The following is a 26758-nucleotide window of genomic DNA, read 5'->3' as shown; positions in this document are numbered from 1 at the left end:
GAATAAATCAATTTTGTAGCTGTTCCACAAGGTGGAGGCAGTGGGACTGACTGTGGGGAACAAACATGTCGTGTCGGCGTCGTAACCGCGAGAGGGGCTCCGGTTAGCGGGCCGGGCTCTGGCCGGTAGACTTGTAGGGGCCGTTCTCTCGGCCGCACCGCCCCGGCACCCACGAGCCTCCACCGCTTGATGTCCGCTGTGCCGCTGCGTTACCTGTTGTGAAAGGCCTTACCTGCTTTGATTACCGTCCAGGATCTTGAACTGCGCGCCGGCGCCCGGCTGCTCATGGATCGGGTGAGCTTCCGGATCGACAAGGGGGACAAGATCGGCCTTGTGGGCCGGAACGGTGCAGGAAAGACCACCCTGACGCGCGTGCTGGCAGGGGAGGGCCTCCCGGCTGCCGGCAAGGTGACCCGGAGCGGCGAGATCGGGTACCTGCCGCAGGATCCTCGCACGCCGGACATGGAGCAGCTGGCGCGGGACCGGATCCTCTCCGCGCGGGGCCTGGATATTGTGGTCGGCAAACTGCGGGTGGCCCACGAGGAGATGGCCAGTGAGGACGCCGCCGTCCAGCGCAAGGCCATGAACCGCTACGACCGTCTTGAATCGGAATTCCTGGCCGGGGGCGGCTATGCCGCGGAGGCGGAAGCGGCCGCCATTTCCTCCAACCTTGCCTTGCCGGACCGCATCCTGAACCAGCCGCTTAAGACTCTCTCCGGTGGCCAGCGCCGCCGCGTGGAGCTCGCCCGCATCCTGTACTCCGGTGCGGAGACCATGCTGCTGGATGAGCCCACCAACCACCTCGACGCGGACTCGATCGCCTGGCTCCGTGACTTCCTCAAGAACCACCAGGGCGGCCTGATCGTGATCAGCCACGACACCGAACTGCTCGAAGCCACTGTCAACAAGGTGTTCCTGCTCGACGCCAACCGGGCCCAGATTGATTTCTACAACATGGACTGGAAGCGATACCTGACGCAGCGGGAAACGGACGAACGGGCCCGCAAGCGGGAGCGTGCCAACGCCGAGAAGAAGGCGCAGGTTCTGTTCGACCAGGCCAACAAGATGCGTGCCAAGGCAACCAAGGCAGTGGCGGCACAGAACATGGCCAAGCGCGCCGAGCGTCTGCTGAGCGGGCTCGAGGCCGTGCGTGAAAACGACCGGGTTGCCGCCCTGCGCTTTCCGGATCCGTCGCCGTGCGGCAAGACTCCGCTCACCGCTGAGGGGCTCAGCAAGTCGTACGGTTCGCTCGAGATCTTCACGGATGTGGATCTGGCCATCGACCGCGGCTCCAAAGTGGTCATCCTGGGCCTCAACGGTGCGGGCAAGACCACGCTCCTGCGGATGCTGGCGGGCGTCGACAAGCCCGATACCGGTGATGTCATCGCCGGTCATGGCCTCAAGGTGGGGTACTACGCCCAGGAACACGACACCCTGGACGTTAACCGGACGGTACTTGAGAACATGCGCTCTTCGGCGCCGGACATGAAGGACGCCGAGGTCCGCGGGATCCTTGGCTCCTTCCTGTTCTCGGGGGACGACGTCGACAAGCCGGCCGGTGTTCTCTCCGGCGGCGAGAAGACGAGGCTTGCGCTGGCAACCATCGTGGCATCCAGCGCCAATGTGCTCCTGCTCGATGAGCCCACCAACAACCTGGACCCTGCCAGCCGTGCCGAAATCCTGGGCGCGCTGCGCAACTACAGTGGCGCCGTCGTCCTCGTCAGCCACGACGAAGGCGCGGTGGAGGCGCTGAACCCCGAGCGGGTGGTACTGCTGCCCGACGGCGTCGAGGACCACTGGAATGAGGATTACCTGGACCTGATCACGCTGGCCTAGGGCAGTTCCGCCGCGTCCCCGGGCTCCCAGCGCAGCAGGTCCCCGGGCTGGCAGTCCAGCACTTCGCAGAGCGCCTCAAGCGTGGTGAATCGCACCGCCTTGGCCCGGCCGTTCTTGAGTACTGCCAGGTTGGCGGGCGTGATCCCGACGCGGTCAGCGAGTACGCCCACAGGCATCTTGCGCTTGGCCAGCATCACATCGATGTCGACGACGATCGGCATCAAATCACCTCGTCCAGTTCACTCCTGAGGTGCTTCGCTTCAGCATCGCGCGCTACAGCCTGGGCCAGCAGTATCCGAAGTACCAGGACGATCAGTGCCGCCCCGGCGATCAGCAGGGATGCGCCGCAGATCAGGAGGACGATACCTGGGGCCGTTCCGCCCGGAGCGAGGATGACTGCAATCCCGAACATGAGCAATGACGCGGCCGCCACTGCGCCGAAGATGACATCCACGTACCGAAACGCAGCGTGAGAAAACACCGTTCCTCGACGCACCATGGTCAGCAGGCGCCATACGCACAGCAGGGTCACCTGAACGGTCATGATGCCCAGGACGACAATCGTGAGGAGTGCGATCCGCGGGCCGGTGGGAGCGCCGGCCTCCTCAAGGTCGTTGGAAAGCAGCGGCACCATCCACACCTGTACGAACAGCGAGCCGGCAAGCACCATCGTGAGCACAATGCGCAATGCGAGGATGGTCAGCTTTCCCATCAGAACTCCTTCTCCATCGAGTAACAATGAGATTGTATCGATAAACGGTAGATTGGCCAAGCTGTTCGTGGGGAAGATTGGCGGGTTGATGATCGGTGAGGGCCTTGGTGTTTCGGCGGCGGGATTGCGCCTTGATCGGGCGGTTGCGGGCCGGGGTACCTTGACGTAGCGATTCCGCAGCAGTCAACCGAAGGGCAAACGGACGCACCACATCCGTCCCTAATTTCAATCTACAGCGCTCACGGGGGCTTGCCGCAAGACCCGGGTTGTGCCGCAGAATTGAGCGCGCAACCTCGGGACCTGCAGGGGAGTAGCGACATGCGTGCGTTGTCGTCGACGAACCGTTTGCCTGGGGACCCGACGGGACGATTTGAGGGGAGCGGTCAGTGACGGACGCCGAAGTGATCATCGTGGGCGCGGGACCCACCGGCCTGATGCTTGCCGCTGAACTGTGCAAGGCGGGCGTGCGGCCGCTGGTAGTCGAGCGGCAGCCACAGATCCGGGAGATCCCGAAAGCTGGAGGTCTCGGCGGGCAGATACTCGAGCTGTTGCGCTACCGGGGCGAGCTTGAGCGATTCGAAGCGGCCAGCACCGCGCCCAGACCTGCTCCCCGGTTCCCGTTCGGCGGGATGCACGTGGATTTCAGCGGACTCGCAGATCCTCCGATGCAGGCCCTGCCGCTCCCGCAGCCGCAACTTGAGCGCGTCCTCGGCGACTACGCCGGTGGGCTCGGGGCCGACATCCGGCGCGGACTGAAGGTCGTCGGTGTGAGCCAGGACGACGGCACGGTGACCGTTGAGGTGCGCGGCCCGGACGGGCCCAACCGGTTGACCGCCCGATACCTCGTAGGCTGCGACGGTTCGCACAGCCCGGTTCGCGGCATGGCCGGGATTCCGTTCCCAGGCACCACGTATCCGGAGGTCCAGCGGCTCGCCGCGGTCACCGTCCCCGAGTCCGTGACAGTTCTCGAGAACGGCGACCTCGACGTCGCCGGGGTGGGCAGGATCAGCTTCGGTTTCACCCGGACCGAACGCGGCGAGTTTGCCGTGGGGTCGACCGACCCCGGGGTCCTGGTGCTCTTCACCAGCGAGGATGAGTCCGCCGACTACGACGACGACGAGCCGATGACCCTGGCCGAACTTCGGAGCAGCATCCGCCGCGTGCTCGGCGTGGAGCTGCCCCTGGGAAAGCCCACCCGGCTGACGCGATTCACCTTTCACGCGCGACAGGTCGAACGGTACCGAGACGGGCGGATCCTGCTGGCAGGCGATGCCGCTCACCTGTTTCCCGCCCCGGGCGTCGGGCTCGGCGCCGGAATGCTGGACGCCGTCAACCTTGGCTGGAAGCTGGCCGCCGCCGTCCACGGCTGGGCGCCCGCCGGCCTGCTGGACACCTATCACGACGAACGCCATCACGCCGGCGAACGCACACTGCTCCACACCCGGGCTCAGGTGGCCCTGCGGCGCGGCCATGACCTGGCCGCGGTGGCACTCCGCGAACTCTTCCAGGAACTGCTCGCCGACGAGCAGCCGTTGCGCCGCATTGGAGCCCTGATGGCCGGCTCCGACGTTCGCTACACGCCACCGGGTCCCGGCCACCACGCCTTGGCGGGGGTCTTCGCCCCGGATCTCACCCTGCAAACCGGGAACGGCACGGCCAGCGTCGCGGATCTCATGCACGCCGCTCGGCCTGTCCTCCTCGACCTCGCCAACCGTGCCGACCTCCGCGAGGCCGGACGGGCTTGGCGGCATCGCGTAGACATCCAGACCGGGACAACCATCGACCGTCCCGCCGACGCCCTCCTGATCCGCCCCGACGCCCACATCGCCTGGGCCGCGGCCGTCGACGAACCCGCCGCGACCGCTGTGCCGGCGCTTAGAGAAGCGCTCTCCGGCTGGTTCGGCACACCTTCGGATGTCGAAGAAACGTAGGTCAGGCTGTCGTACGGGACAGCCCGCAGTGCCCGGTATGCGATCGCTAGCCGGGCGTTCCGTCACGCTTCTTCTGGGCGAGCTGCTGTAGTTGCCATTCATGCACGTCGGGCAGCCAGTCCAACGTGGCCGATGGACCGATCCGCGGGTCGTCGGGAACACCGCCGTCCCGCAGGTCCTGCACGTACGCGCGATCCTGTTTGATTCGTGATCGTAGCTGCTCAGCTCCGCCGACTGAGCCGTGACCGGGGATGACGGCATCAACATCGTCGGCCACGCTCTCGAACATCCGCAACGCGGCGAGGTAGTCCTCTATCGGATTCGCAGCCTCCAGGTCGAGGAACGGCATCAGGATGTCAGAAAGCATGTCGCCGGCGACGAGGACGCCGCGCTCCTCGATCAACAGTGCCGCATGCCCTGGGGCATGGGCCTGGTGCTCGACGATCCGGACTCTGGGGCCATCCCAAGGAAACTGCGCAGCTTCGGCGGGCAGACCCGTAATGAGACCGAGCAGATCCATCGGGATCTCCGCGGCGAACTCCGGCGGTAGCCCCACGGCTATGCGGTCCTTCCAGTCTGCGTTCGACAGCAGATCTCGGATAGAAGCCGCGCAGCGGGCTGTACCGTAGCGGGGCGGGTCGCCGAAGTTCTCATGCCAAAGCACGTGGTCCCAATCAGCATGCGTCGAGAAGCCCGCCACGACGGGCTGGCCCAACTCGCGAAGGTCGTTTGCGAGGGCCGCCATTTCGCCGCCCGTTATACCGGGGTCGATGAGCAACACTCCGTCCCGGCCCTGCACGACAACGGAATTACTCTGGATGAACTCGCTCTCGTGAACTAGAACGCCCTCAGCAACTTCCTTCAGCATGAAATGCCTTCCGATTGTGGTTCTCAACCGCTTTTCGAGACGGTATTAGCTGGCGGTAGCTGGCGGTAGTAACTTGCAAGCAACTATGCCTAAGAACAATGGTTCACCTCCGGATGCCGAGGGTGGCGATGAGATCTTCGTGCAGCTCGAACCATATGCGGTGGAAGGAGTCGCGGTCCGTGGCGGTGAGCCAGGCCGGCTCCGTGGCAGCGTTTGCCAGTGCCTGCTCGAGCCGTTTCGCGTATCCGCTGAACCGCGGCAGCACTTCAGTCAGCCGGATTTCCAGATTCCTTAGCGCTGTCAGGGCCAGGGTGAAGGTTTGGCGCGTATCCTGGTCAATCCCGTCGTCTGGCCGTTGCCCGGCGGAAAGCCATTGGAGTTGGAGTTTGCTGCAGGCTGCTACAACGTCTTCGTTCAGGGATGCGAAGGCCGCGTGCGCGGCAGTGACCGCTGTACGGCCACCCGCGCTGTTCAGCTCCTCTGCCAGAAGCCGTTCGTTTTCGCTCCTGCCGGCGACGGTCAAGGACCATCCGCCGGTTCCGCCGAATGAGGAATGCACCGTCCAACGTTTGGCGCCGGCCTCAATGAGTAAACGTTCAACGTCGTGCGGGTCCTGTCCGAACCTTTCCGCAACTGGCCCAGTCTCCGCGAAGCCGAGCAGCCGCACTGCGTGGAGAGTGCGCAGCATCGCTTGCTGCTGCGCACTCATCGTGGAATAGCTTCCGGCGTGGCCGGGTTCTGGTGGACGGTTCCGCAGTTTCCGTCAACGGTGAGCGCCGCCCCGGTCTTGATGCGCGTCAGGGCGTCGGCTACGCCCAGGACGGCGGGAATGCCATGTTCGCGGGCCACGATAGCGGCGTGCGAAAGCATCCCGCCTGTTTCTGTAATAACAGCAGCGGCCACCCCGAACAGGGGCGTCCAGGCGGGATCGGTGGTGCGGCAGATCAGCACGTCCCCGGGCCTCACAGCGGAGAACTGGTCGACGCTGTGAACGGTTCGCGCAGTCCCGTACGCAACGCCCGGGCTGGCCCCCATTCCGATGAGAAGGGCGTCGGAGGCATCCATGTGTTCGATTCCGGCTTGCGCTTGAGGTGGCGGCTCCATGTCAGTCCGCCACACTTGTCTGTGGCCTGGCCTGGCCGACAGCCGGTCAAGCCTCTGCTGGGCGGCCTGCGCGGAGCGAAGACCGAGGTTCTGGGCAATTTGCGGCCAGGTAAGCCCCTCCGCCCGTGCGAGGAACAAGAGCGCGGTTTCCAGGCCATCCATCTCTGCCCGCGCAGCGGACATTAGGGTCAGGGCTGCCTGCACGTCGAGGGCATCGACCGGCTCTCCGCGACCGCTGCCGTTGGCCCGCCACAGGACATGCTGGATGAGGTCGACGGCGGACGGCGGCTGGCGCCCAACGAGCCACGGCCGGGCAGGGAGTTCGGATGCGCCTCTCTCCAGCAGCATCTGCGTCGCCCGGCTTTGCAGGCCGGCCTCCTGGGCGTCCCTGAATCCTCCGCCAGCCACTTCAGCTTCGCCCACTGCCGTCTCCCTCCCCGTTTAGCGGCGTCTACACCACCAGCCTCGGTCATCAACATCCTGTTGTCAACAGAGTGTTGATCATGCCCCCGCGGAAACCATGGTCAGCTTGCAGCAGACTCTGCGATGGCTTCAACGGCCTTGGTCAGTGCCTTCATGGATTCGGGTCCACCGTGTCCTTCGCCCTCCACGACCACCAGGTGGCTGGAGGCCCATCGCCGGTGAAGATTCCACGGGGTGCTGACTGGGCTGCTCACGTCCCGTCGACCGTGGATGAGGTAACCGGGAATGCCATCGAGCTCATGTACGCGGGACATGATGTCCTGGCCTTGCGTCAGGAATGCGTCGTTCGACCAGTAGTGCGTGACGAGGAGAGCAAACGTCATGCGCTGTCCCGCGTCTTCGGTCAACGGACCCGGCTGCCAGTGGGGATCCAGTGAGATGTGTGTTGCTTCCCATCGTTCCCATGCCAGCGCTGCCTTGAGGGCGTCGTCGCGGTCGGTGCCCGCCAACCGACGGGCGTAGGCCTCGACGATCCGTTCGCCGGGTTTGGTATCCGCGGCAGCCGCGAAGGCGTCCCAGGCCTCGGGGAAGATGCGCCCCACGCCCTCGGTGATCCACTGAACCTCGTCTCGGCTTGTGGTTGTCACTGCGACGAGAGCAATGCCGATCACTCGTTCCGGGTGTTCGAGGGCATAAGCGAGGGCGAGGGTGCTGCCCCAAGAGGCACCGGTGACGATCCACCTCTCAATCCCAAGGTGGCGACGAATCGCTTCGATATCACTGATCAAAGTCTGTGTTGTGTTCTCGCTGATGCGGTCCAAGTCATCCTGGGCGGCAGGCGTGCTTTTGCCGCATCCACGTTGATCCAGGCCGACAGTCCAGAACCGGGCCGGATCGTGTCGCCGGCGGTAGCCGCCCAAACCCAGGGAGCCGCCCGGGCCGCCATGAAGGTAAAGGACGGGCACACCCGCAGGCTCACCCGTTGCCTCCCAGTAGATCCTCGCGTTGGCAACGTCTACCCAGCCGCCGCTTGCCGCTGCGTATTCATCATTCATCAGCTCTACGATAGGCGCGTCCCGGCCCAAACTGGCAGAAGCTGCAGCTAGCTGGCGGCGGGCGCCTCGGGGCCGGCATCAATTGCCGCGGCAAGCAGCCGATCAAAGCTGGCTGTCCCGTTGTCAGGCGGGATCACGGTAAAGACCACAACCCATTTCTCGGGTGCATTCTTCTCCAGCGCTGAGCTACGTTCCACACGCAGGTTCAAGCCGGGCACGCCGTTGACGAGGAGCGGAAGCTGCTCGCCGCTCTTGACCAACTGCTGGAATTGCCTGACGGAGACACGGTCGCTGCGGGCGCCTGTCACTTCACTGATGGTGTCATTCACCGTCTTGGTCAGGTCCCGCATGAAGCTCTTCCGGCTCGACACTGAGGGGACGGTGAGTATTGCCGGGAAGATGACCATGAACAATGCGATGGCACCGAAATTTCGGAGGATGGGCAAGAAGAACATCGAGATCAGGCAGAGGACCAAACCAAGGACACTCAGCATGACGAACCTGATCAGCGGATCCTCACCAGGTCTCCTGGACCACCGGACGAGTGTGACTGTGTTCCTGCCCAGCTGATCGTGCTGTGTATTCTCCATGTTCAGTGCCCCTTCACTTCCATGAGCGCTTCAGCCAAGATGACTGCCTCGCGTGCTTCCTTGAGATCGCGACGCAGCCCCAGATCGGGAATGGTTGCGGCGGCACCGGTTGAGCCGGCAAGTTCAGAAAAGGACCTGCTGAGGTTTTCGCGGTCCTGTGACAGCATCCGGGACGAATTCAATTTGACCCTGCAAACCTCAAGCGCCAGCAGCGATTTGTCGATTGCCTCGCGGCGTCCTTGCATGACCGCTAACTTTTCCGTGACACGCAGTGTGCGGAGACGGAGCATGGATTCCATCTTGACTGCCATGTCGTGGAGTTCGCTGAGCCCGGTGTACGTCTGTGCCGTCCCGGTGCGCCGGGCCAGCTGCCCGGCCACGTGGATGCGACGGCGTTCCCATTTCCGCACGGCCGATTGATAGGGCTCCAAGAGCAAGGAGACAGCCTTCAGTGCCTTGTCCAGCGACGCCGCCCGCGTGCTCAGGCTGGAGGTCGCGGCGTCCAGCCTGGCGAGGAACGCGGCGGAGCTGTCGTGCGGCGGACCGTATTTAGTATTCATGTGTCACTCGCTGGCGGCGCCGCCAGAACGTGACCCGAACGCTCATGGCAAGAGAATAGAGGCTCGGAGCCCGTTGTCATAGGCTTCGGCGCCGGCTATTGCACCGCCTGCAGGCTAACGGACGCGTAACGTGTGGGCGCCGGTGATTCTCCGCAGCTCTTCGTAGCTGATCGCGAACATCGAGTGGTGGTCGCCCGCTCCGGCCCACAACGTCCCGTGCTCTTCGAGGGATGCGTCCAGGAGCGTGTGAATCTTTTCGGGATGGCCTACGGGGGCTACGCCGCCTATTTCCTGCCCAGTGTGTTTCAGGACGAAGTCCGGGCTGGCGCGGCGGATGCGTCCGGCGCCCAGCTGCGCGGCAACGTAAGCGGTATCCACCCTCCCGGCGCCGCTTGCCAAAATGAGCAGGGGAGCGCCGTCCAGTTCGAATACCAGGCTGTTGGTGATCGCCGCGACGTCGCAGCCGAGGGCGGCGGCCGCCGCGGCCGCCGTCGGCACTTTCCCCGGAAAGACCCTGACGGTGTCCGTGACACCCGCGGCGGTGAGGGCGCGCCGCACATTGGCCACCGGATCGGGCAGCGGGTCCGGCATCCCGTGCTCAGTATCCCTGGGCATCCAGGATCGCGTCTTCCTCTTCTTCTGACGTGGCCCGTTTGCGCTTGCGGGCTGCAGAAGGACGACGGCGGGCTGCCGTGGCGGCGTCCCCGTGGTCACCGGCGGCGGCTGCTTCGGCGTCTTCGGCGTCGATCGCGGCGTTCTTGGCCTGCTGGCGGGCCGCATAGCCAAAGCCCACAAACATCAGAATGCCAAAGGCAAACCACTGGAGCGAGTAGGACAGGTGGGTGCCCTCTTCCAAGGACGGCATCGGGAACGGCTGCGGCATTTCGGCGGCGGGCGGCGTTTCTGAGGCTAGCTGCCCGTACGCACCGGTCAGTAGCGGATAGCCCAATTCGGCCGAATAGGCCGGCAGGTCAATGGACGCGAGCTGGCCCTCGGGAGCCCCGCGCTGGAGGGACGGCTCGCCATGCTTGAGCCGAACCACGGCCGTGACCTGGCCGGACGGCGGGGCCGGGATGGAATCCGGGCGGCCGGGATTGTTGTTGCCGATGGGGAGCCAGCCGCGGTCAATCACCACGGTTTCGCCGGAGATGAGCCTGAAGGGAACCACCACCTCGTATCCGGGCTGGCCGTTAAGGGGGCGGTTGCGGACGATCCGCTGCCCGGCTAGGTCATAGCTGCCCCGCAGCTCCACCTGCGTCCATTCCCGGGCCGGGTCCAGCTGGCGGAACTGGTCCGTCGCTTCCGAGAAACTGATCGGAGTGGCCGAATAGTTTGATGTGACACGGTGGATCTCCGCCAGCGCTTCTGCCCGGCGGTCCATCTGCCAGCGGCCCAGGAAGACGCATCCGGTGGCGAAGACCGCAGCCAGCAGAAGATATCCCAGCCATTTGCTGGAGAACAGGAAACGGTACATTCAGCTGTTCCCGCCCGGAGTCGGCGCGGCATCGAGCGGGACGGTTTCCTTCCAGAGCCCGCGCGTCTGCAGGTAGTCTTCCAGCCACTCCCGGTGCTCGCCACACGCCAGCCACACCTTGCGGCGGTCCGGAGTGTGGATCTTTGGATTGTTCCACAGCAGCTGCCAGGCAGCGTCAGCCCGGCAGGCCTTACGTGAGCACATGGCTGCGGAGGCCGGGCCGGTCGCGCCGCCCTCACCGCCGCCCAGGTTGAAAATGTTCATGAAGCTTTCTGTTCCCGGCCCTCGTCGTCTTCATCGCTGATCAGCTCGCCTTGCAGTACCGTCGGCACGTCCTCCCCGGCATCACCGGACTGCAATTCCTCGGATGCCTCCAGTTCGGCATACGGGGTGTAGTCCAGGAGCGAGTCGCTGTGGACTTCCGCCTTGTCCGAACCGTTGGCGATCACCACGGCAATCCACGGCAGGAAGACTGCCCCCGCAACAGCGACGAGCTTGAACCAGCCATCCACCACGAAGATCAGGATCAGGCAGACCATGCGGATACCCATAGCCAGCGCGTACTTGATCATGCGCTCCCGCATGTCCTCGGAATGCGCTGCAGCTGCGTCCGTGATGCTGTGCACCTCCGGATGACCGGATGCGGTGCCAGGCGTCTCGGGCATCGGCTGTCCGGGCTGGTGGTGAGGTGTCACTGCTGTCTAATCACGCTCCAATGGCTTACCTAAATTCTCTCACCATCCGGGGGAGCCGCCCAAACGGGCGCTAAGATCGGAGGCAGTCAAAAATCCCTGCCACCATAGCGGAGCCCTGCTCCGCAGAATCCGGAGCACTTATGTCTGAAGCAGCCACCCAGGCCCGCAGCGTCCTCATCACCGGCGGAAACCGCGGCATCGGCCTCGCCATCGCCGAGGCCTTTCTGGCCAACGGGGACAAAGTGGCTGTGACGTTCCGGAGCGAGTCCAAGCTGCCTGACGGCATCCTGGGGGTCAAAGCGGATGTGACGGACGAAGCGTCGGTGGACGCCGCATTCGCCGAGGTCGAAGCCGCTCATGGTCCCGTCGAAGTGCTGGTGGCCAACGCCGGCATCACCAAGGACATGCTTCTGCTGCGCATGAGCGAGGACGACTTCACCTCCGTGATCGACACAAACCTCACCGGTGCGTTCCGTGTGATCAAGCGCGCCTCCAAGGGCATGATCCGGCTGCGCAAGGGCAGGGTTGTGCTCATCTCCTCGGTCTCCGGCCTCTACGGTGCGCCGGGCCAGATCAACTACTCCGCCTCCAAGGCCGGCCTGGTCGGGATCGCCCGGTCCCTGACCCGGGAACTCGGGTCCCGCGGCATCACCGCGAACGTCGTGGCCCCGGGCTTCATCAACACCGACATGACTGCCGAACTGCCCGAAGCAACCCAGAAGGACTACCTCTCCAAGGTGCCCGCCGGACGGTTCGCCGATGCATCCGAGGTGGCCAACGTTGTCCGCTGGGTCTCCAGCGACGAGGCCGCCTACATCTCGGGTGCCGTTATCCCTGTCGACGGCGGCCTGGGAATGGGCCACTAGCAGCCGGCCACATCCGCGGCGGCCGCACGCCTCTGGAACTATCCGGCCGGGGCTTCTTTGTGGGGGTCAAACAAGGGGATCGGCAGCGCGCGCTGGCATGATGGACTGCAGACCTACAGCGATTTAGACGTTTCGAACAAAGGGAGCATGTATGGGACTGCTGGACAACAAGACTGCCATCGTGACCGGATCCTCGCGGGGAATCGGCGCCGAAGTGGCAAAGATCCTCGCCGGCGAGGGTGCCGCCGTCGTCGTCAACTACCGCCAGAAGGCGCCCCGCGCCAACAAAGTGGTGGCCGGCATTGAGGCCGCGGGCGGCCGTGCCGTCGCCGTCGGCGCCGACCTCACCACCAACGAGGGCGTTCATGCGCTGGCAAGTGCGGCCATGGAGAACTTCGGCTCGCTTGACGTCCTGGTGCTCAATGCCTCGGGCGGCATGGAGTCGGGCATGGAGGAGGGCTACGCCCTGAAGCTCAACCGCGACGCGCAGATCAACATGCTCAACGCTGCTGTGCCCCTCATGAAGGAGGGTTCGCGCGTGGTCTTTGTGACCAGCCATCAGGCACACTTCATCAACACCGTTCCCACCATGCCGGAGTACGAGCCGGTGGCCCGCAGCAAGCGCGCTGGCGAGGATGCGCTGCGTGAACTGCTGCCGAACCTGGCGGAGAAGGGCATCTCGCTGGTCGTCGTGTCCGGGGACATGATCGAAGGCACCGTGACGGCGACCCTGCTGGACCGTTCCAACCCGGGCGCCATCGAAGCCCGCCGCGCGGAGGCCGGCAAGCTGTACTCGGTCGAGGAATTCGCTGAAGTGGTCGCGGGAATGGCCACTGCCGACGTCGAATCCGGCCACACGGAATACGCCGGCGGCGCCGACTACTTCGGCAAGAACGCCGGGTAATTTACGCGGGCTGGCAATTTACAGGTCTCCGGGCGGTACGCTGCCCGGAGACCTGGCGCCCCGAAAGGGGCTGCCTCCAAGGCGTTGCCCAACAGGTCCGGGCCGCTTAACGTCGTAGGCATGGAACAGCAGCGACAGGTGATCCGGCGGAGTTATCCTCCAGGCGTCCCCTGCTGGGTCGACACCCAGCAGCCCGACGTGGGGGCCGCCATGGCATTCTACGGCGGGCTTCTCGGATGGGAGTTCGAGGACGCTGCCCCGCCCGGCGCCACCGGGAGGTACGTCATAGCGAAACTCGACGGCCAGGAGGCCGGCGCAATCGCCGGTCCGGGAACCGGCGTGCCCGCATGGCACACGTATGTTGCCGTCGACGATGCGGACGCTGCCGCGCGGCACCTGCTGTCGATCGGCGCCACACTGAAATCCGCTCCCGCCGATGCGGGCTCAGGAGGCGTGCAGGCGGTGCTGGCGGACCCTCAGGGCGCCGAATTCCGCATCTGGCAGCCAGGCGAACGGCCCGGGGCCCAGGCGGTCAACCTGCCCGGGGGGTGGAACTTCAGCGACCTCCACACAACCGACGTGGAGGCAGCGGCCGCCTTCTACGCAAAGGCGTTCCATTGGCAGTTCGATGACCTTGGTTTCGGCACCATGATCCGCTGTCCAGGTTATGGCGACCACCTGGAGGCCACTGTCGACCCCAATATCAGGGTCCGCCAGTCCGGTGACGCCGTTCCCCGCGGATTCGAGGACGCCGTGGCGTGGCTTGCACACGCGGAGGCCGGGGAGAAACCTCGGTGGCACGTGACGTTCACCGTCGCAGACCGGGACCAGGCGGCCATGGATGCAGAACGCCTCGGCGGCCATATCCTGGGGCAGGATGACACCGAGTGGACGCGCACGGTCCTGATCCGGGATCCCGGGGGAGCGGTATTCACCGCAAGCCAGTACACACCGCCATCCGGCTGAATCGATCCGACGAAGGTGGGTCCGGCGAAGTGGGTCCGGCTAAGGGAACGCTCAGACCCCGGCGATGTGCCGTACGGCGTCCAGGTGCGGCATGTTGATCGCCGCATCCGCCACGGCGCGCACGGCGGGCTTGGCATTGAATGCCACGCCGATGCCTGCCGCACCGAGCATGTCCAGGTCGTTGGCGCCGTCGCCCACTGCAATCGTGTGCTCCATCGCAATGCCTTCGGCGGCTGACCATTCGCGCAGGTACTTCTCCTTGGCTGCGCGGTCGATCACGTCGCCGAGCACTTTGCCAGTAAGGGCACCGTCCACGATTTCCAGTTCATTCGCGATCCAGTAGTCCAGGCCCAGTTCCTCGGCGATGGGGCGGAGGATCTGGTTGAAGCCACCGGATATCACTGCCACCACATGGCCTGCGGCCTTGAATGCCGCCACAAGTTCCGCCGCGCCCTCGCTGAGCTTCACTTCAGCCCGAACGGAATCAACGACGGCGGCCGGCAGCCCCGCGAGGACCGCCACCCGGGCGTGGAGGCTCTGGGCGAAGTCCACTTCTCCGCGCATGGCGGCCTCGGTCACAGCGGTGACTTCGTCGCGTTTGCCGGCATACGCGGCGAGGAGTTCGATGACTTCCTGCTGGATGAGCGTCGAATCGACGTCCAGGATAAGGAGCTTGCGGTCAGCCTTGCGCAGTTCCTCGGGCACGATGGCCGTGTCGACGCCGCCGCGTTCCGGACTCTCTTTCGCGGCGGCGATGCGGTGCCGTAAAGCGGCGATGTCCGCGCCCGAACCTGACGGCACCGCGAAGTCAACCGTGCAGACGTCGTAGCGGTCGTTGCCGCTGCGGGACTCCGCTTCGAAAGTCGTCCCGGAACCGACCAGAAGGGAGCGGAGGTTTTCCGCTTCCGAGTGGGACAAATTCACGCCGTAGCTGACCGCAGTCACGTTCGAAGTCATGTCTGCAATCTTAGCCAGCGCAGGAGTGGTGCCCGAATTCATGTCGCGGCTTCATGTAGCGGCACGGCCGCACCTGTTCGTTCCCGGCCCGCCGCGCAGGGCCGGGACGACGTTTCAGTTATCAGTCGCACCCCGTTTTGTCCTAGTGTCTACTCCTATGAGTGATGTTCTTGAAATGGCGGCCGTCAGCGTTGTCCGCGGAGCCAAAACGCTCCTGAGCAAGGTCGACTGGCAGGTCAGCGAAGGCGAGCGCTGGGTGATCCTCGGACCCAACGGCGCGGGCAAGACCACTCTGCTCCAGATCGCGGCCGCCAGGCTCCACCCCACGAGCGGCATGGCCGGCATCCTGGAAGAAATCCTTGGCACCGTGGATGTCTTTGAACTGCGTCCCCGAATCGGCCTGTCCTCCGCGGCCTTGGCCACCCAGATCCCCGAGCACGAGAAAGTGCTCAATGTTGTCGTTACTGCAGCCTACGGAGTCACCGGCCGCTGGCGCGAAGGCTACGAGAAGGACGACGAACGCCGCGCGTTCGCCCTCCTGAACGACTGGGGAATGGGCCCGCTGCTGAACCGGCCCTTCGCCTCATTGTCCGAAGGGGAGCGCAAGCGCGTCCAGATCGCCCGCGCGCTCATGACGGACCCTGAACTGCTGCTGCTGGATGAGCCCGCCGCAGGCCTGGACCTGGGCGGACGCGAGGATCTCGTGCACCGCCTCAGCGAACTGGCCCGCGACGAGGCTGCCCCTGCCATCGTGCTCGTCACGCACCACCTTGAAGAAGTTCCCCCAGGCTTCACCCACGCCATGCTCATGCGTGACGGTGGCGTGGTGGCTGCCGGACCTGTCGATGAGGTCCTCACGTCGGACAACCTGAGCGAGACCTTCGGACTGCCGCTGGATGTTACCGTCAACGCCGGACGCTACACCGCTACTGCCCGCCGCTAACGGGGCGGCCAGCGCACGTGGAGTTTCTTAGCGGCATCCTGGTGTTTTTTGCCGGGCTCTGGGCCGGCACCATCAACAGCGTTGTCGGCTCGGGCACCCTGGTCACCTTCCCGGTGCTGATAGCCTTGGGCCTGGCGCCGGTGACGGCGTCCATGAGCAATGCCATGGGCCTCGTGGCGGGCGGCGCAGCCGGGGCCTGGGGCTACCGCCGCGAACTCGCCGGCCGGGGACGCCAGCTGATGAGGCTGCTTCCGGCCTCGCTCCTGGGCGGCATTTCCGGCGCGTGGCTGCTGCTGCACCTGCCTGAAGAGGTCTTCCACTACGCGGCTCCGGCCCTGATCGTGCTGGCCCTGTTGATGGTGGTCTTCCAGCCCCGCCTGCAGGCCTGGGTGCGCAACAGGGAAGAGAATCCCGAACACGCCCTGCGGGACAAGCACCACGGCATCGTCCTCGTGGTGCTTGTATACCTGGCGGGCGTTTATGGCGGTTATTTTGTCGCCGCCCAGGGAATTCTGCTGGTCGGCATCCTTGGTGTTTTCATGACCGGCACCATCCAGAACGCCAACGCGATGAAGAACATCCTGGTGCTCGGGGTCAATCTGGTCGCGGCAACCTCCTACGTGCTTTTCGCCGTCGACCGGATTAATTGGATCGTGGTGGCCATCATCGCCGTCAGCTCACTTATCGGCGGAGTCATCGGATCCAAGGTGGGCCGCAGGCTCTCGCCTCCAGTCCTGCGGGGCGTCATCTTCGCCCTCGGCCTCGTGGCGCTGGGCTTCATGATCGCGAATCTGCTGAAATAATCGGCCGGTGACTTTCCACTATCTCGAATCCGCCCACGATCCGCGCGTCTCGGACTACACACAGCTGACGGATGTCCACCTGCGCAAAGTCCGGGAGCCGGCCGAGGGTATGTACATTGCAGAATCCTCCCGTGTGCTCCGGCGGGCACTCGCCGCGGGCCACCGGCCGCGCTCGTTTTTCCTGGCGGAGAAATGGCTCGCGGACCTCGCCGACATCTTCGAGCAGTACCCCGATGTCCCCGCATATATTGGCAGTTCTGCGCTGCTCGAGGAAATCACCGGCTTCCACCTGCACCGGGGTGCCATGGCCGCCATGCACCGCCCGGCTCCCGTGCCGCTGCACGAACTGCTGGCCGGCGCGCGGCGGGTAGCCGTGCTGGAAGACATCGTGGACCACACGAATGTCGGGGCGATCTTCCGTTCCGCGGCGGCACTGGACGTGGACGCCGTCCTGGTGTCGCCCCGCTGCGGGGACCCGCTGTATCGGCGCAGTGTCCGCGTGAGCATGGGCACGGTGTTCCAGGTGCCGTGGGCGCGGCTGCAGAGCTGGCCCCAGGACCTTAAGTCACTCAAGGATGAGGGCTTCACTGTGGCGGCCATGGAGCTGACCGCGGACGCCGTGGACCTCGATGTCCTTGCCGCCCGGAACCTGGATCGGCTGGCGCTGGTACTGGGGACCGAAGGCGCCGGCATGAGCGCGGAGACCCTCGCCGCGGTCGACCTGGCCGTGAAGATTCCCATGCGCACCGGAGTGGATTCCCTGAACGTCGCGGCCGCCTCCGCCGTCGCCTTCTGGGAGCTTCGGCCCCGGGAGTGAAGGCCCGAAGGCCTGCCGCCCACGTGTAGCGGGAGTCGCCGCGGCCTTGGCCCAAACGGCGACGGCCGACAGGCTCCTAGCCGGTTCCCCGTTTCGCAGGTAGGGTGTCCGTATTCCTTGCGGCGGGGGGCGTTGTGGAACATCACCATCACCACTGGGGGACGGGCGCTGACCGCGGCCTCCGGCGTTCGGGCCGGCCGCGCCGCGGCAAGCAGGGGGGTTCCCGGTGGACGGGCCTGTCCTTCGTGGCCCGCTGGACTTTCGCGGTGTCCGCCGCCATGCTCATCGGCGGCGTGATGGAATTCGCACTCGCCCGGCAGCAGGTCATTGACCGGGCGCTGGAGGATTCCCGGCAGGACTACGAGCTGCTCGCTGGAGGTCTCGAGGACGTCCTCGCGGATACGACCGGACCCCGAGAACGTTCGGAAGCGATTGCACACCAGCTCTCCCATGTGCAGCGCCACAACGGGACCGTCTACGTTGGCTTGTTCAACGCCGACGGCAGGCTGCTGGCCAGCAGCGACAGCCAGGCCGACCGCGGCGCCTTGGAAGAGGCCGGTGCAGAGCACCTGAGCGAGGTGCTCTCCACCGGCGTGACCACCGTCAAAACTGAGACCGATCGAGGCGGAACGGGTGTGACCAGGTACGAATTCCTCGTCCCGGTATCCACCGCGGACGGACTCCTGGTCCTGGTAGTCGACCAGGAGGCAGAGGTCATCTCCAGGCTCCTGAGGGACATTGGCCCGAACAAGCTCCTTGGACTGCTGATCGCGATTCTGGTCGCCACGCCGTTGTCCTACGTGCTCGGCGGACGGTCCCTGCAGCGCCGCCACCTGAAGGCCCAACAGCAGGCGGACGCGGATCCGTTGACCGGGCTCTCAGGACGGCGGCCGTTCCAGCCATCACTGGAGGCACGGCTGGCGGACGGGAAGTACCCGGTGGTGACACTGGCCCTGCTGGACCTGGACGGATTCAAGCAGCAGAACGACCGGCTCGGGCACAGCCACGGGGACCGTATCCTGATGGGCCTTGCATCCGCCTTCGTCGAACTCGCTGACCATGACGTGCCGTTCCGGCTCGGCGGGGACGAGTTCGCGGTCATACTGCCCGGGAGCGACGAAGACCAGGCAACCGCGGCGCTCGAACGGGTCCGCGCCGCGCTGGCCCGCCGTTTTCCGGGGGCGACGTTCAGTGCCGGCATCGCCGCCAGCGAGGCCGCGGAGCCGGTCAGCCTTCAGGAGCTCTGGGAGCGCAGCGATGCTGCCCTCTACGAAGCCAAGCGACTTGGGCGGCGTCGCACAGTCACCTTCGGATCCATGGCGGAAGGCCACACCGTCAGTGCCGAGAAAATTGACGAGCTGACCACCCTCATGTCGGGTGACGGTAGGCCTCTCACGGTCGCATTTCAGCCGATCTGGGACCTCCACCGCGGCGTGGTGCTCGCCCACGAAGCCCTGATGCGGCTACCGGATGGCTCCCGGATCAACGGACCGCAGGAGGCCTTCGACCTTGCCGAACGGCTCGGCATCGCAGCCGCGCTGGACGCCCGGGCCCGGGCCGCGGTGCTAGCGTCGGTGGGCAGCCGCCAGTGGGAGGGGTTGCTGTTCCTTAATGTGCACCCGGATGCACTGCACAGCTTCGACCTCGGCGGCCTCGTTTCCGATCTCGCGGCGGCAGGCCTGGAACCCGAGGACGTGGTCCTTGAGGTGACGGAGCAGGCTGCCCTGCACCACGCCGAGCCGGTCCGCACGCTCAGGCAGGCCCAGGACCTGGGCTTCCGCCTTGCCCTGGATGACATGGGGCGGAGCAACGCCGGCCTGCATGCGCTGAGGCTGGTCAGGTTCGACATCATCAAAATCGACGGGGAGGTCGTGGCCCGCCTGGGCATTGATCCGTCATCAATGGCCACGGTGTCCGCCGCCATCACCTTCATCCAGGAAGCCGGGGGGTGGATCGTCGCAGAGGGCATCGAAACACCCGGCATGCTCAGCGCACTCCTGCAGCCGCGCTTTTCCACCGCCCTGCCACGGCCCGTCGTGGCCGGTCAGGGGTATCTTTTGGGGCGGCCGAACGAACAGCCGCTGGCCCTGGAGGCCCGGATTGCCATTCTGGACCGGTACCTGAAGGACCCGGCGCAGGACAACGATGGACTGGATGAGGCGTTCTACCGGAATCCCTAGACCTCCGCGGGGCAGGGACCGGCCGGACAGCCGTCACCGCAGCCGGCACCGGGTTCGTCAGGCCGCGGCTCATGCACTATGATTGATAGCTGGCTGCCCTGCATTTTCAGCTTGCTTGTAATGCAGACAGCGGCCATCCCATTCATACCTGGCAGCTGGCAAAATCCAGCGCTGCGAACAAAGGTCCCATTATGAAGTCTGATATCCACCCGAAGTACGAAGCTGTTGTATTCAACGACCTGGCTTCCGGCGTCAAGTTCCTGACCAAGTCCACCGTGTCCTCCAAGAAGACCATCGAGTGGGAAGACGGCAACACCTACCCGGTCATCGACGTCGAAATCTCCTCCGAGTCCCACCCGTTCTACACGGGCAAGCAGCGCATCATGGACTCTGCAGGCCGCGTCGAGCGCTTCAACGCTCGCTTCAAGGGCTTCGGCGGCAAGAAGTAATCCACTTCTCCCCAAGGTTCCATGGAAAGCCCGCACCGGCAACGGTGCGGGCTTTTTGCGATTCTGGGGCAGGATGGAAGCCATGACGGCCACGCAGTTTTCCGCAGACGACGGCGGCGCCCCGCGCCTTCACGGGGAATACAAGGTACCGGGCGGCAAGCTCGTGGTCGTGGACCTGGACATCGCCGACGGCGCCTTCACCGGCGTCTCCGTCAGCGGCGACTTCTTCCTCGAGCCCGATGAGGCGCTGCTGGATATCAACGCGGCGCTGGAAGGCCTCCCGGAAAGCTCGACGGCCGAAGAGATTGCCGCAGCCGTGGAGGCGTCTCTACCGCCGCATGCTGTGATGTTCGGATTCTCTGCGGACGCTGTCGCGGTCGCGACGCGCAGGGCGCTGGCCAAGGCAACGGCCTGGTCCGACCACCACTGGAGCATCATTGCCCCCACGGTGCTGCCCACCCATCTCAACGTGGCATTGGACGAGGTCCTTACGGAGGAAGTCGGCGCCGGCCGCCGCAATCCGACCATACGCTTCTGGGACTGGGAGGAGCCCTCGGCGATCATCGGCAGCTTCCAGTCCTACCGCAACGAGGTGGATCCCGCCGGTGTGGCCAAGCACGGAATCACCGTGGTGCGCAGGATCAGCGGCGGGGGAGCTATGTTCATGGAAGCCGGCAACTGCATCACCTACTCGCTGTACCTGCCCCAGACCTTGGTGGACGGCGTCAGCTTCGCCGACTCATACGCCTTCCTGGACGCATGGGCGATGGCGGCCCTGAAACAGCTCGGCATCAATGCGTTCTACGTACCCCTCAACGACATAGCCACGGACCAGGGCAAAATCGGCGGAGCCGCCCAGAAGCGGCTTGCCAACGGCGGGATGCTGCACCACGTCACCATGAGCTACGACATTGACGCGGACAAAATGGTGGAAGTGCTGCGCATCGGCAAGGAGAAACTGTCGGACAAGGGAACCACCAGCGCCAAGAAACGGGTGGATCCGCTGCGGCGCCAGACCGGGCTGGCCCGCACCGACATCGTCGCCGCCATGATGGACGTCTTCTCCGGGCGGTACGGTGCCACGCCCTCGGAGATCAGCCCGGCGGAACTGGCGACGGCCCGCGAGCGCGTGGCCGTCAAGTTCGGCACGGAGGAGTGGCTGCACCGTGTGCCCTAGCTCCTCGCTGTTGCCCGCACTGCCTGGGCGGTCAGCGCACGGTGCAGATGGCTGCGCTGCTCGATGATGATCCGGCGCAGTGCCCGCGGCGCGTCCTGACGGGCGGCCAGCCATGCATCACTGCGCACGATGACCGGATGGTCATCAGGGGAACCGGCGCCCGGGAGCAGATCCTGGGTGCCCGGATAGAGGCCGCGCACAATCCGGCTCGCGATCTCGATGCTCCGCTCGGCCCAGACCGTCTCCAGGCACTCAAAGTACGGATCCACAAAGGGTTCCAGCAATTCGGCGGAAGCGGTGTTGAAGCCCGCGATGGTGGCACTGAGCAACTGGTTGGACAGCTCTGAGCCGTGCACCGCGGCATCCCAGGCGGCCGCCTTGACGGCAGCCGAGGGCCGGGCCGCAAGCGCCGTGGCGTGTCCGGCACGTCCGGATGCCGTGTTGTCCCTGGCTACCTCGGCGTCCAGCTCGGCTTCGCTGGCCAGGCCGTGGGCAGCGAGGGCGTGCCAGAGGCTCCACCGCAGCTCGGCGTCCACCGCCAGCCCGGGGACCACGGCGGTGCCGTCCAGCAGGCCGCGGACCAGGGGCACCTGGCTGCCGTCTGTGCGGCTGAGTGTTGCCAGCGTCCGGGCCCATGCAAGCTGCTGGTCCGAGCCTGGCGGAGCACCCTGCAGTTCACGGGCCGCGCCGGCGGCGAACGCTTCCCGAAGGGCATCGCGGTCGGCTGCGGGGACGTAATGTTCCAGCGCTGTCGAGGCGTTCCCCAGGACATTCAGCAGCACGCCGATGCCGGTCTCGGCAGGGGCGAACTGCTGCACGGCGTCCACGTAGCGTGATGCGGGAGTGACTGCGTCCCGGGCAGAATTCCACAGCGCGCTCCAGCACAGCGCCCGGGCCATGGGGTCCACGATCCGGTCCAGCGAGGCGCGCACGGTCGCCTCGGAGGCGGGATCGAGGCGGACCTTGGCGTAGCTCAGATCTTCATCATTGACCAGCAGCAGCGCCGGCCGGGCCTTGCCCGCCAGCTCCGGGACCTCCTCCTCGGCTCCGGACAGGTCCGTCTCCACAGCATCGGTACGGACCAGCATTCCGGTGGAATCGAAGTTGTACAGGCCGATCCGCAGGCGGTGCGGCCGCAGCTCCACGCTGCCGGTCGCGGGGTCCGGGGCGTCCTGCAGCAGCTTGACGCGGGCCAGCACGGAGTGGCCGGCTGTTTCTTCGGCCGTGTCCAGTTCGGCGCTGAGCGTGGAGATCCCGGACGTCTGCAGCCACTGCCGGGCCCACACGGTCAGATCCCGGCCTGACGCCCGGCTGAGTGCCGCGAGAAGGTCGGCCAGCGTGGTGTTGCCGTATTCGTGCTCCCGGAAGTACTGCCGCGACCCCGTTATGAACGCGTCAAAGCCGACATATGCCACAAGCTGCTTCAGGACCGAGGCGCCCTTGGCATAGGTGATGCCGTCGAAGTTCTGCTTGGCCGCCTCCAGATCCGGGATGACCGCCACGATCGGGTGGGTGGTGGGCAACTGGTCCTGGACGTAGGCCCAGGCCTTCCTGTTGTTGGCGAAGTTGGTCCATGCCGTGTCCCAGCCGGTGGCCCGGTCCACACCGAGGGTGCCCATGTAGTCGGCGAAGGACTCCTTGAGCCACAGATCATCCCACCACTGCATGGTGACCAGGTCGCCGAACCACATGTGGGCCATCTCGTGCATCAGCGTGTTCGCGCGGCCCTGGTACTGGGAGTCCGTGGCCCGGGAGGTGAAGACGTAGTTCTCCGTGAAGGTGACCAGCCCGGGGTTCTCCATGGCGCCCAGGTTGTATTCCGGGACGAAGGCCTGATCGTATTTTCCCCACGGGTACGGGTAGTCAAAGAGCCCGTTGAAGAACTCCAGCCCCTGTTTGGTGAGCTTGAAAAGCTCGGGGGTGTCGAAGGATTCCGCCATGGACGCCCGGCAGTAAAGTGCCAGCGGCACCTCAAGCCGAGTGCCGTCGTCGAGCGTCCCCTCCCACAGATCCTGCGCCTTGAAGTAAGGGCCCGCCAGGACGGTGGTGATGTACGTGGACATCGGCAGCGTGGGAACGAAGTCCCACTGGCTCGCGTCCGGATCCCCGTCCACGGGCGTGCATGCGGCCTCGGCTCCATTGGAGGCGACATGCCAGCCGGCCGGTGCGATGACGTGGAAAGTGAACGAGGCCTTGAGGTCCGGCTGTTCGAAATTGGCGAACACGCGGCGGGCGTCGGCGGGCTCGTACTGCGTGTAGAGGTAGCACTGCCCGTCCGCCGGATCGACGAACCGGTGCATGCCCTCGCCGGAGCGGCTGTAAAGTGCGGTGGCTGTGACGGTCACGGTGTTTTCAGCCTGCAGGTTGTCGAGCAGGATCCGGGCGCCGTCCACGCTCTCTGCCACCGGCAGCGGTGTGCCGTTGAGGACCACGCTCTCCACGTGTCCGATGAAGTCCAGGAAGGTCGAGGATCCGGGCTCGCCGGCGGAGAACGTGATGGTGCTCCGGCTGGTGTAGCCGCTGACGTCCTGATCCGGCGCACCGCGCACGTCCAGCAGGACGTCGTACGCGCGGGTCGTGATCAGGGCCGACCGCGCTGCCGCCTCGGTGCGTTGGAGGTTCTCATTCGACACCCCGCTATTGAACCATGAGGAGGGCGGCGGCCAGCCCGAGGACGCCGATCAGCAGCCAGGCCGCCAGCGCGGCCGTCACGGCACGTAACCCGGTACGCAGGAGCGTGTGGATGCGCACAGCGGACCCCAGCCCGAACAGGGCGGCCCCCAGCAAGATGTCCTGCAGCCCGGCGGCGGCCTCCAGCCAGCCTTCGGCAAGCCACCTTGTGGAGCGAAGCGCCACCATCGCCACAAACCCGACGACGAACAGCGGCACCACGGGCGGCAGCGCCTCAGGTGCCGGGAGTGCTGTCTCCCGGAGGGCGCCGTCCCCTGCGTTCCCTTCACGGCGGGCGCGGCGCAGCGACACAATGCGCTGCTGTACCCCCGCTGCGGCCACCATCGGCGCGAGCAGAATGACCCGCGTCAGCTTGACCACGACGGCGATTCCCAGCGCCGCCGTCCCTGCGGTCTGCGCCGTGGCCACCACCTGGCCGACGTCGTGGACCGAGGCGCCGGTCCAGGCACCGAAGACTTCAGCGCTGAGACTGAGCGGATGGACCAGGAGCGGCATCACACCGATGGCCAGCGTGCCGCACAGGGTCACGAGGGCCACCGGGAGAACAGTATCCGGGTGCCGGATCCGCTTCACGGCGGCCATCGCGCCGATAGCGGAGGCGCCGCAGATGGAAAAGCCGGTGGCTATCAGCAGCGAGGCTTCCCGTGGCAGCCGAAAGAGCCGCGATATGCCGTAGGTGCCCGCAAAGCTTGCCAGAACGACGGCCGCAATCAGCAGCAGGGACGTCCAGCCCAGGCCCAGTACGTCCGCGATGCCGACCTTCAGCCCGAGGAGCACGATGCCGCCGCGCATCAGGTGCTTCCCGGCGAAGTCGAGGCCGGGCCTGGCGCGGCCTGCAGACCACGCCGCCGTAAACGGAAGGTTGGCGCCCAGCAGGCCGAGGACCACGGCCAGCGTCATGGCAGGAAGGGCCGGAACGGCAGCATGGACGGTGAAGGCAAGAGCCAGTGCAACCACTGCAGTCAGCAGGCCGGGAAGATTCCGGGTAAAGTGCTGGTGCGCCTCCCTGCGAAACCGCAGCAGCCTCGGCATCGGGAATGGGAAGTCTGGCACGTCCTAACCATGCCGGACGGCGGAGGTAAAAGACCAACCGGACGTACCCGTCAACACGCCACACTCGGTACGGAAGTGAATTTGCAACAAAAAGGTGGTTGGCTTGTGACCATGTCGTCTGACCTATTCCAGGATTACTCCGAGGCTGCCGGCCGCACCGGCGCCTATGACGAGATGTTTGCCCCGGGGCAGACCGCCCGTAAGTCCTACGGGCAGGTCGCCGGTGCCCTCCGTGAGCTGTCCCTGGCTGACGTCAGTGCCCGCGCGGACTCGATGGCGCGGACGTTCCTGGACCGTGGCGTGACCTTTGACTTTGCGGGGGAGGAGCGCCCCTTTCCGCTGGACATCGTCCCCCGGGTGATCCCCGCCCAGGAGTGGGACGTGCTTGAACGCGGAGTGGCCCAGCGCGTCCGTGCGCTGGAGGCGTTCCTCAGCGACGTTTACGACAAAATGACGGTCGTGTCAGACGGCGTGATCCCGCGCCAGCTCGTCACCACCAGCGCCCACTTCCACCGGGCCGTGCACGGCTTCGAACCTGCCGGCGGCGTCCGCGTGCACATTTCGGGCATCGACGTCGTCCGCGACGCCGCCGGAACATTCCGCGTCCTCGAGGACAACGTGCGCGTTCCGTCCGGCGTCAGCTACGTGCTGGAGAACCGGCGCGCCATGGCCAAGGGCCTTCCCGAAGCGTTCGGCTCCCAACTCATCCGGCCCGTGGAGGAATACCCGCGCCGGCTGCTTTCCGCCCTGCGCAAGACTGCGCCCTCCGGCGTGGACGACCCCACCGTGGTTGTCCTGACGCCGGGCGTCTTCAACAGTGCATACTTCGAGCACACCCTCCTCGCCGGCCTGATGGGCGTCGAGCTGGTGGAAGGCCGTGACCTGATCTGCCGAGGCAACCGTGTCTACATGCGGACCACCGCAGGCGAACAGCGTGTGGATGTCATCTACAAGCGGATTGATGATGAGTTCCTCGACCCGCTGCAGTTCCGCTCCGACTCCATGCTCGGCTGCCCGGGCCTCGTCAATGCCGCCAGGGCAGGCGGCGTGACCATCGCCAATGCCGTGGGCAACGGCGTGGCCGACGACAAGCTGGTCTACAGCTACGTTCCCGACCTCATCCGCTACTACCTCGGCGAAGAGCCCGTGATAGCCAACGTGGACACTTTCCGCCTGGAGGAGCAGGAAGCGCGCGAGCACGTCCTGGACCGCCTCGACGAACTCGTGGTGAAACCGGTGGACGGCTCCGGCGGCAAGGGCCTGGTGATCGGTCCGGACGCCTCCAAGGAGGAACTGGAGGCTCTCCGCAAGCGAGTCATCGCGGATCCCCGCGGCTGGATCGCCCAGCCTGTCCTGCAGCTGTCCACGGTGCCCACGCTCAGCGGGGACAAGTTCGGTCCGCGCCACGTGGACCTCCGGCCGTTCGCCGTCAACGACGGCGACGATGTCTGGGTTCTCCCCGGCGGCCTCACACGCGTTGCACTGAAGGAAGGTTCATTGATCGTGAACTCCAGCCAGGGCGGCGGCTCCAAGGACACCTGGGTGCTGGCGGATTCCCCGCAGGTCCCGGTGGAACAGGTGCCGCGGCAGACGGTCACGGTCCGCGAACGCGTGTCCGTCTGGCCGGTGGAGAGCAACTGGCGGGACCGCCAGTCGGAGCAGCAGCAGTGAGGCCGCACGCCTGCTGCACTTTTGTCCTCACGT

The 26758-nt window shown here is 65.7% G+C and carries 27 protein-coding genes; 12 read left to right on the top strand and 15 right to left on the bottom strand.

Translation table 11 applies throughout. The features are described from left to right. Nucleotides 1-237 precede the first annotated feature (237 nt). On the top strand, nucleotides 238-1836 hold the full coding sequence (locus tag AC5RUM_RS19425) for an ABC-F family ATP-binding cassette domain-containing protein (RefSeq protein ID WP_494036476.1): 1599 nt from the start codon (nucleotides 238-240) through the stop codon (nucleotides 1834-1836). On the opposite strand, the gene AC5RUM_RS19420 is transcribed toward AC5RUM_RS19425, so the two are convergent. After that, entirely contained in the window at nucleotides 1833-2057 is a 225-nt protein-coding gene (locus tag AC5RUM_RS19420) for a helix-turn-helix domain-containing protein (protein WP_494036475.1), read from the bottom strand. The two genes, AC5RUM_RS19425 and AC5RUM_RS19420, sit on opposite strands and share 4 nt — an antisense overlap. Next, nucleotides 2057-2548, bottom strand: coding sequence for a DUF2975 domain-containing protein (locus AC5RUM_RS19415; protein ID WP_494036474.1), 492 nt, complete (start codon nucleotides 2546-2548; stop codon nucleotides 2057-2059). Before AC5RUM_RS19415 ends, AC5RUM_RS19420 begins: the two co-directional genes overlap by 1 nt. 386 nt (nucleotides 2549-2934) lie before the next feature. Between AC5RUM_RS19415 and AC5RUM_RS19410 the strand changes: the two genes are divergently transcribed. After that, nucleotides 2935-4479 (top strand): FAD-dependent monooxygenase, encoded by a 1545-nt coding sequence (locus AC5RUM_RS19410; protein ID WP_494036473.1) that lies wholly within the window; start codon nucleotides 2935-2937, stop codon nucleotides 4477-4479. Between the two features lie 46 nt (nucleotides 4480-4525). Here the strand turns inward: AC5RUM_RS19410 and AC5RUM_RS19405 are convergent, their stop codons facing one another. The 10 genes from AC5RUM_RS19405 to AC5RUM_RS19360 all read right to left on the bottom strand — a co-directional run bounded on the left by AC5RUM_RS19405 (nucleotide 4526) and on the right by AC5RUM_RS19360 (nucleotide 11218). Continuing rightward, nucleotides 4526-5347 carry an MBL fold metallo-hydrolase gene (locus AC5RUM_RS19405; protein WP_494036472.1) on the bottom strand — a complete coding sequence of 274 codons (822 nt, stop codon included), beginning with the start codon at nucleotides 5345-5347 and terminating at the stop codon, nucleotides 4526-4528. Between the two features lie 103 nt (nucleotides 5348-5450). Continuing rightward, the gene (locus AC5RUM_RS19400; RefSeq protein ID WP_494036471.1) at nucleotides 5451-6056 is read right to left on the bottom strand and encodes a hypothetical protein; all 606 of its coding nucleotides are present in this window, start codon (nucleotides 6054-6056) and stop codon (nucleotides 5451-5453) included. Further along, nucleotides 6053-6874 (bottom strand): PEP-utilizing enzyme, encoded by an 822-nt coding sequence (locus tag AC5RUM_RS19395; RefSeq protein WP_494036470.1) that lies wholly within the window; start codon nucleotides 6872-6874, stop codon nucleotides 6053-6055. Before AC5RUM_RS19395 ends, AC5RUM_RS19400 begins: the two co-directional genes overlap by 4 nt. Before the next feature lie 101 nt (nucleotides 6875-6975). Beyond that, nucleotides 6976-7929 (bottom strand): prolyl aminopeptidase, encoded by a 954-nt coding sequence (gene pip, locus AC5RUM_RS19390; RefSeq protein ID WP_494036469.1) that lies wholly within the window; start codon nucleotides 7927-7929, stop codon nucleotides 6976-6978. Between the two features lie 47 nt (nucleotides 7930-7976). Continuing rightward, a complete protein-coding gene (locus AC5RUM_RS19385) occupies nucleotides 7977-8519 on the bottom strand; it encodes a hypothetical protein (RefSeq protein ID WP_494036468.1) in 543 nt (180 codons plus the stop codon). A 2-nt stretch (nucleotides 8520-8521) separates the two neighbouring features. Next, on the bottom strand, nucleotides 8522-9079 hold the full coding sequence (locus AC5RUM_RS19380) for a hypothetical protein (RefSeq protein WP_494036467.1): 558 nt from the start codon (nucleotides 9077-9079) through the stop codon (nucleotides 8522-8524). A gap of 114 nt (nucleotides 9080-9193) precedes the next feature. Beyond that, nucleotides 9194-9694, bottom strand: a complete 501-nt coding sequence (locus AC5RUM_RS19375) for a YbaK/EbsC family protein (RefSeq protein WP_494036466.1) — start codon at nucleotides 9692-9694, stop codon at nucleotides 9194-9196. Continuing rightward, nucleotides 9678-10553 carry an SURF1 family cytochrome oxidase biogenesis protein gene (locus AC5RUM_RS19370; RefSeq protein ID WP_494036465.1) on the bottom strand — a complete coding sequence of 292 codons (876 nt, stop codon included), beginning with the start codon at nucleotides 10551-10553 and terminating at the stop codon, nucleotides 9678-9680. The genes AC5RUM_RS19375 and AC5RUM_RS19370 overlap by 17 nt, the downstream gene beginning before the upstream one ends. Next, nucleotides 10554-10817: a hypothetical protein gene (locus AC5RUM_RS19365; protein ID WP_494036464.1), complete on the bottom strand. Its 264-nt coding sequence runs from the start codon at nucleotides 10815-10817 to the stop codon at nucleotides 10554-10556. Then, complete coding sequence (locus AC5RUM_RS19360) at nucleotides 10814-11218, bottom strand: DUF3099 domain-containing protein (RefSeq protein ID WP_494036463.1); 405 nt, start codon at nucleotides 11216-11218, stop codon at nucleotides 10814-10816. Before AC5RUM_RS19360 ends, AC5RUM_RS19365 begins: the two co-directional genes overlap by 4 nt. A gap of 170 nt (nucleotides 11219-11388) precedes the next feature. Between AC5RUM_RS19360 and fabG the strand changes: the two genes are divergently transcribed. From fabG to AC5RUM_RS19345, 3 genes are all read left to right on the top strand, one after another. Continuing rightward, nucleotides 11389-12114: a 3-oxoacyl-ACP reductase FabG gene (fabG, locus tag AC5RUM_RS19355; RefSeq protein WP_494036462.1), complete on the top strand. Its 726-nt coding sequence runs from the start codon at nucleotides 11389-11391 to the stop codon at nucleotides 12112-12114. A gap of 151 nt (nucleotides 12115-12265) precedes the next feature. Beyond that, nucleotides 12266-13018, top strand: coding sequence for an SDR family oxidoreductase (locus AC5RUM_RS19350; RefSeq protein WP_400576434.1), 753 nt, complete (start codon nucleotides 12266-12268; stop codon nucleotides 13016-13018). Nucleotides 13019-13138: 120 nt separating this feature from the next. Next, a complete protein-coding gene (locus AC5RUM_RS19345) occupies nucleotides 13139-13984 on the top strand; it encodes a VOC family protein (RefSeq protein WP_494036461.1) in 846 nt (281 codons plus the stop codon). 51 nt (nucleotides 13985-14035) lie between these two features. Here AC5RUM_RS19345 and serB read toward each other — a convergent pair whose 3' ends face one another. Next, nucleotides 14036-14941: a phosphoserine phosphatase SerB gene (gene serB, locus AC5RUM_RS19340; RefSeq protein ID WP_494036460.1), complete on the bottom strand. Its 906-nt coding sequence runs from the start codon at nucleotides 14939-14941 to the stop codon at nucleotides 14036-14038. 157 nt (nucleotides 14942-15098) lie between these two features. Between serB and AC5RUM_RS19335 the strand changes: the two genes are divergently transcribed. The 6 genes from AC5RUM_RS19335 (at nucleotide 15099) to lplAB (ending at nucleotide 21310) form a co-directional block, all read left to right on the top strand. After that, a complete protein-coding gene (locus AC5RUM_RS19335; protein ID WP_400576426.1) occupies nucleotides 15099-15884 on the top strand; it encodes an ABC transporter ATP-binding protein in 786 nt (261 codons plus the stop codon). 17 nt (nucleotides 15885-15901) lie between these two features. After that, a complete protein-coding gene (locus tag AC5RUM_RS19330; RefSeq protein ID WP_494036459.1) occupies nucleotides 15902-16687 on the top strand; it encodes a sulfite exporter TauE/SafE family protein in 786 nt (261 codons plus the stop codon). A gap of 7 nt (nucleotides 16688-16694) precedes the next feature. After that, nucleotides 16695-17504, top strand: a complete 810-nt coding sequence (locus tag AC5RUM_RS19325; protein ID WP_494036458.1) for a TrmH family RNA methyltransferase — start codon at nucleotides 16695-16697, stop codon at nucleotides 17502-17504. Nucleotides 17505-17638: 134 nt separating this feature from the next. After that, complete coding sequence (locus AC5RUM_RS19320) at nucleotides 17639-19684, top strand: EAL domain-containing protein (protein WP_494036457.1); 2046 nt, start codon at nucleotides 17639-17641, stop codon at nucleotides 19682-19684. Between the two features lie 191 nt (nucleotides 19685-19875). Further along, a complete protein-coding gene (locus tag AC5RUM_RS19315; RefSeq protein ID WP_028267311.1) occupies nucleotides 19876-20133 on the top strand; it encodes a type B 50S ribosomal protein L31 in 258 nt (85 codons plus the stop codon). Nucleotides 20134-20215: 82 nt separating this feature from the next. Beyond that, nucleotides 20216-21310, top strand: coding sequence for a lipoate-protein ligase LplAB (gene lplAB / locus AC5RUM_RS19310; protein WP_494036456.1), 1095 nt, complete (start codon nucleotides 20216-20218; stop codon nucleotides 21308-21310). On the opposite strand, the gene pepN is transcribed toward lplAB, so the two are convergent. Next, a complete protein-coding gene (gene pepN, locus AC5RUM_RS19305) occupies nucleotides 21307-23943 on the bottom strand; it encodes an aminopeptidase N (protein WP_494036455.1) in 2637 nt (878 codons plus the stop codon). The genes lplAB and pepN overlap by 4 nt on opposite strands. 4 nt (nucleotides 23944-23947) lie before the next feature. Continuing rightward, nucleotides 23948-25033 (bottom strand): YeiH family protein, encoded by a 1086-nt coding sequence (locus AC5RUM_RS19300; RefSeq protein ID WP_494036493.1) that lies wholly within the window; start codon nucleotides 25031-25033, stop codon nucleotides 23948-23950. 132 nt (nucleotides 25034-25165) lie between these two features. On the opposite strand from AC5RUM_RS19300, the gene AC5RUM_RS19295 reads away from it, so the two are divergent. Beyond that, the gene (locus AC5RUM_RS19295; RefSeq protein ID WP_400576409.1) at nucleotides 25166-26725 is read left to right on the top strand and encodes a circularly permuted type 2 ATP-grasp protein; all 1560 of its coding nucleotides are present in this window, start codon (nucleotides 25166-25168) and stop codon (nucleotides 26723-26725) included. The last annotated feature ends 33 nt before the right edge of the window (nucleotides 26726-26758 follow it).

Source organism: Arthrobacter sp. B2060 (assembly GCF_059090445.1).
Note: the sequence above shows the minus strand (reverse complement) of the source record. Positions and strands in the feature narration are given on the sequence as shown.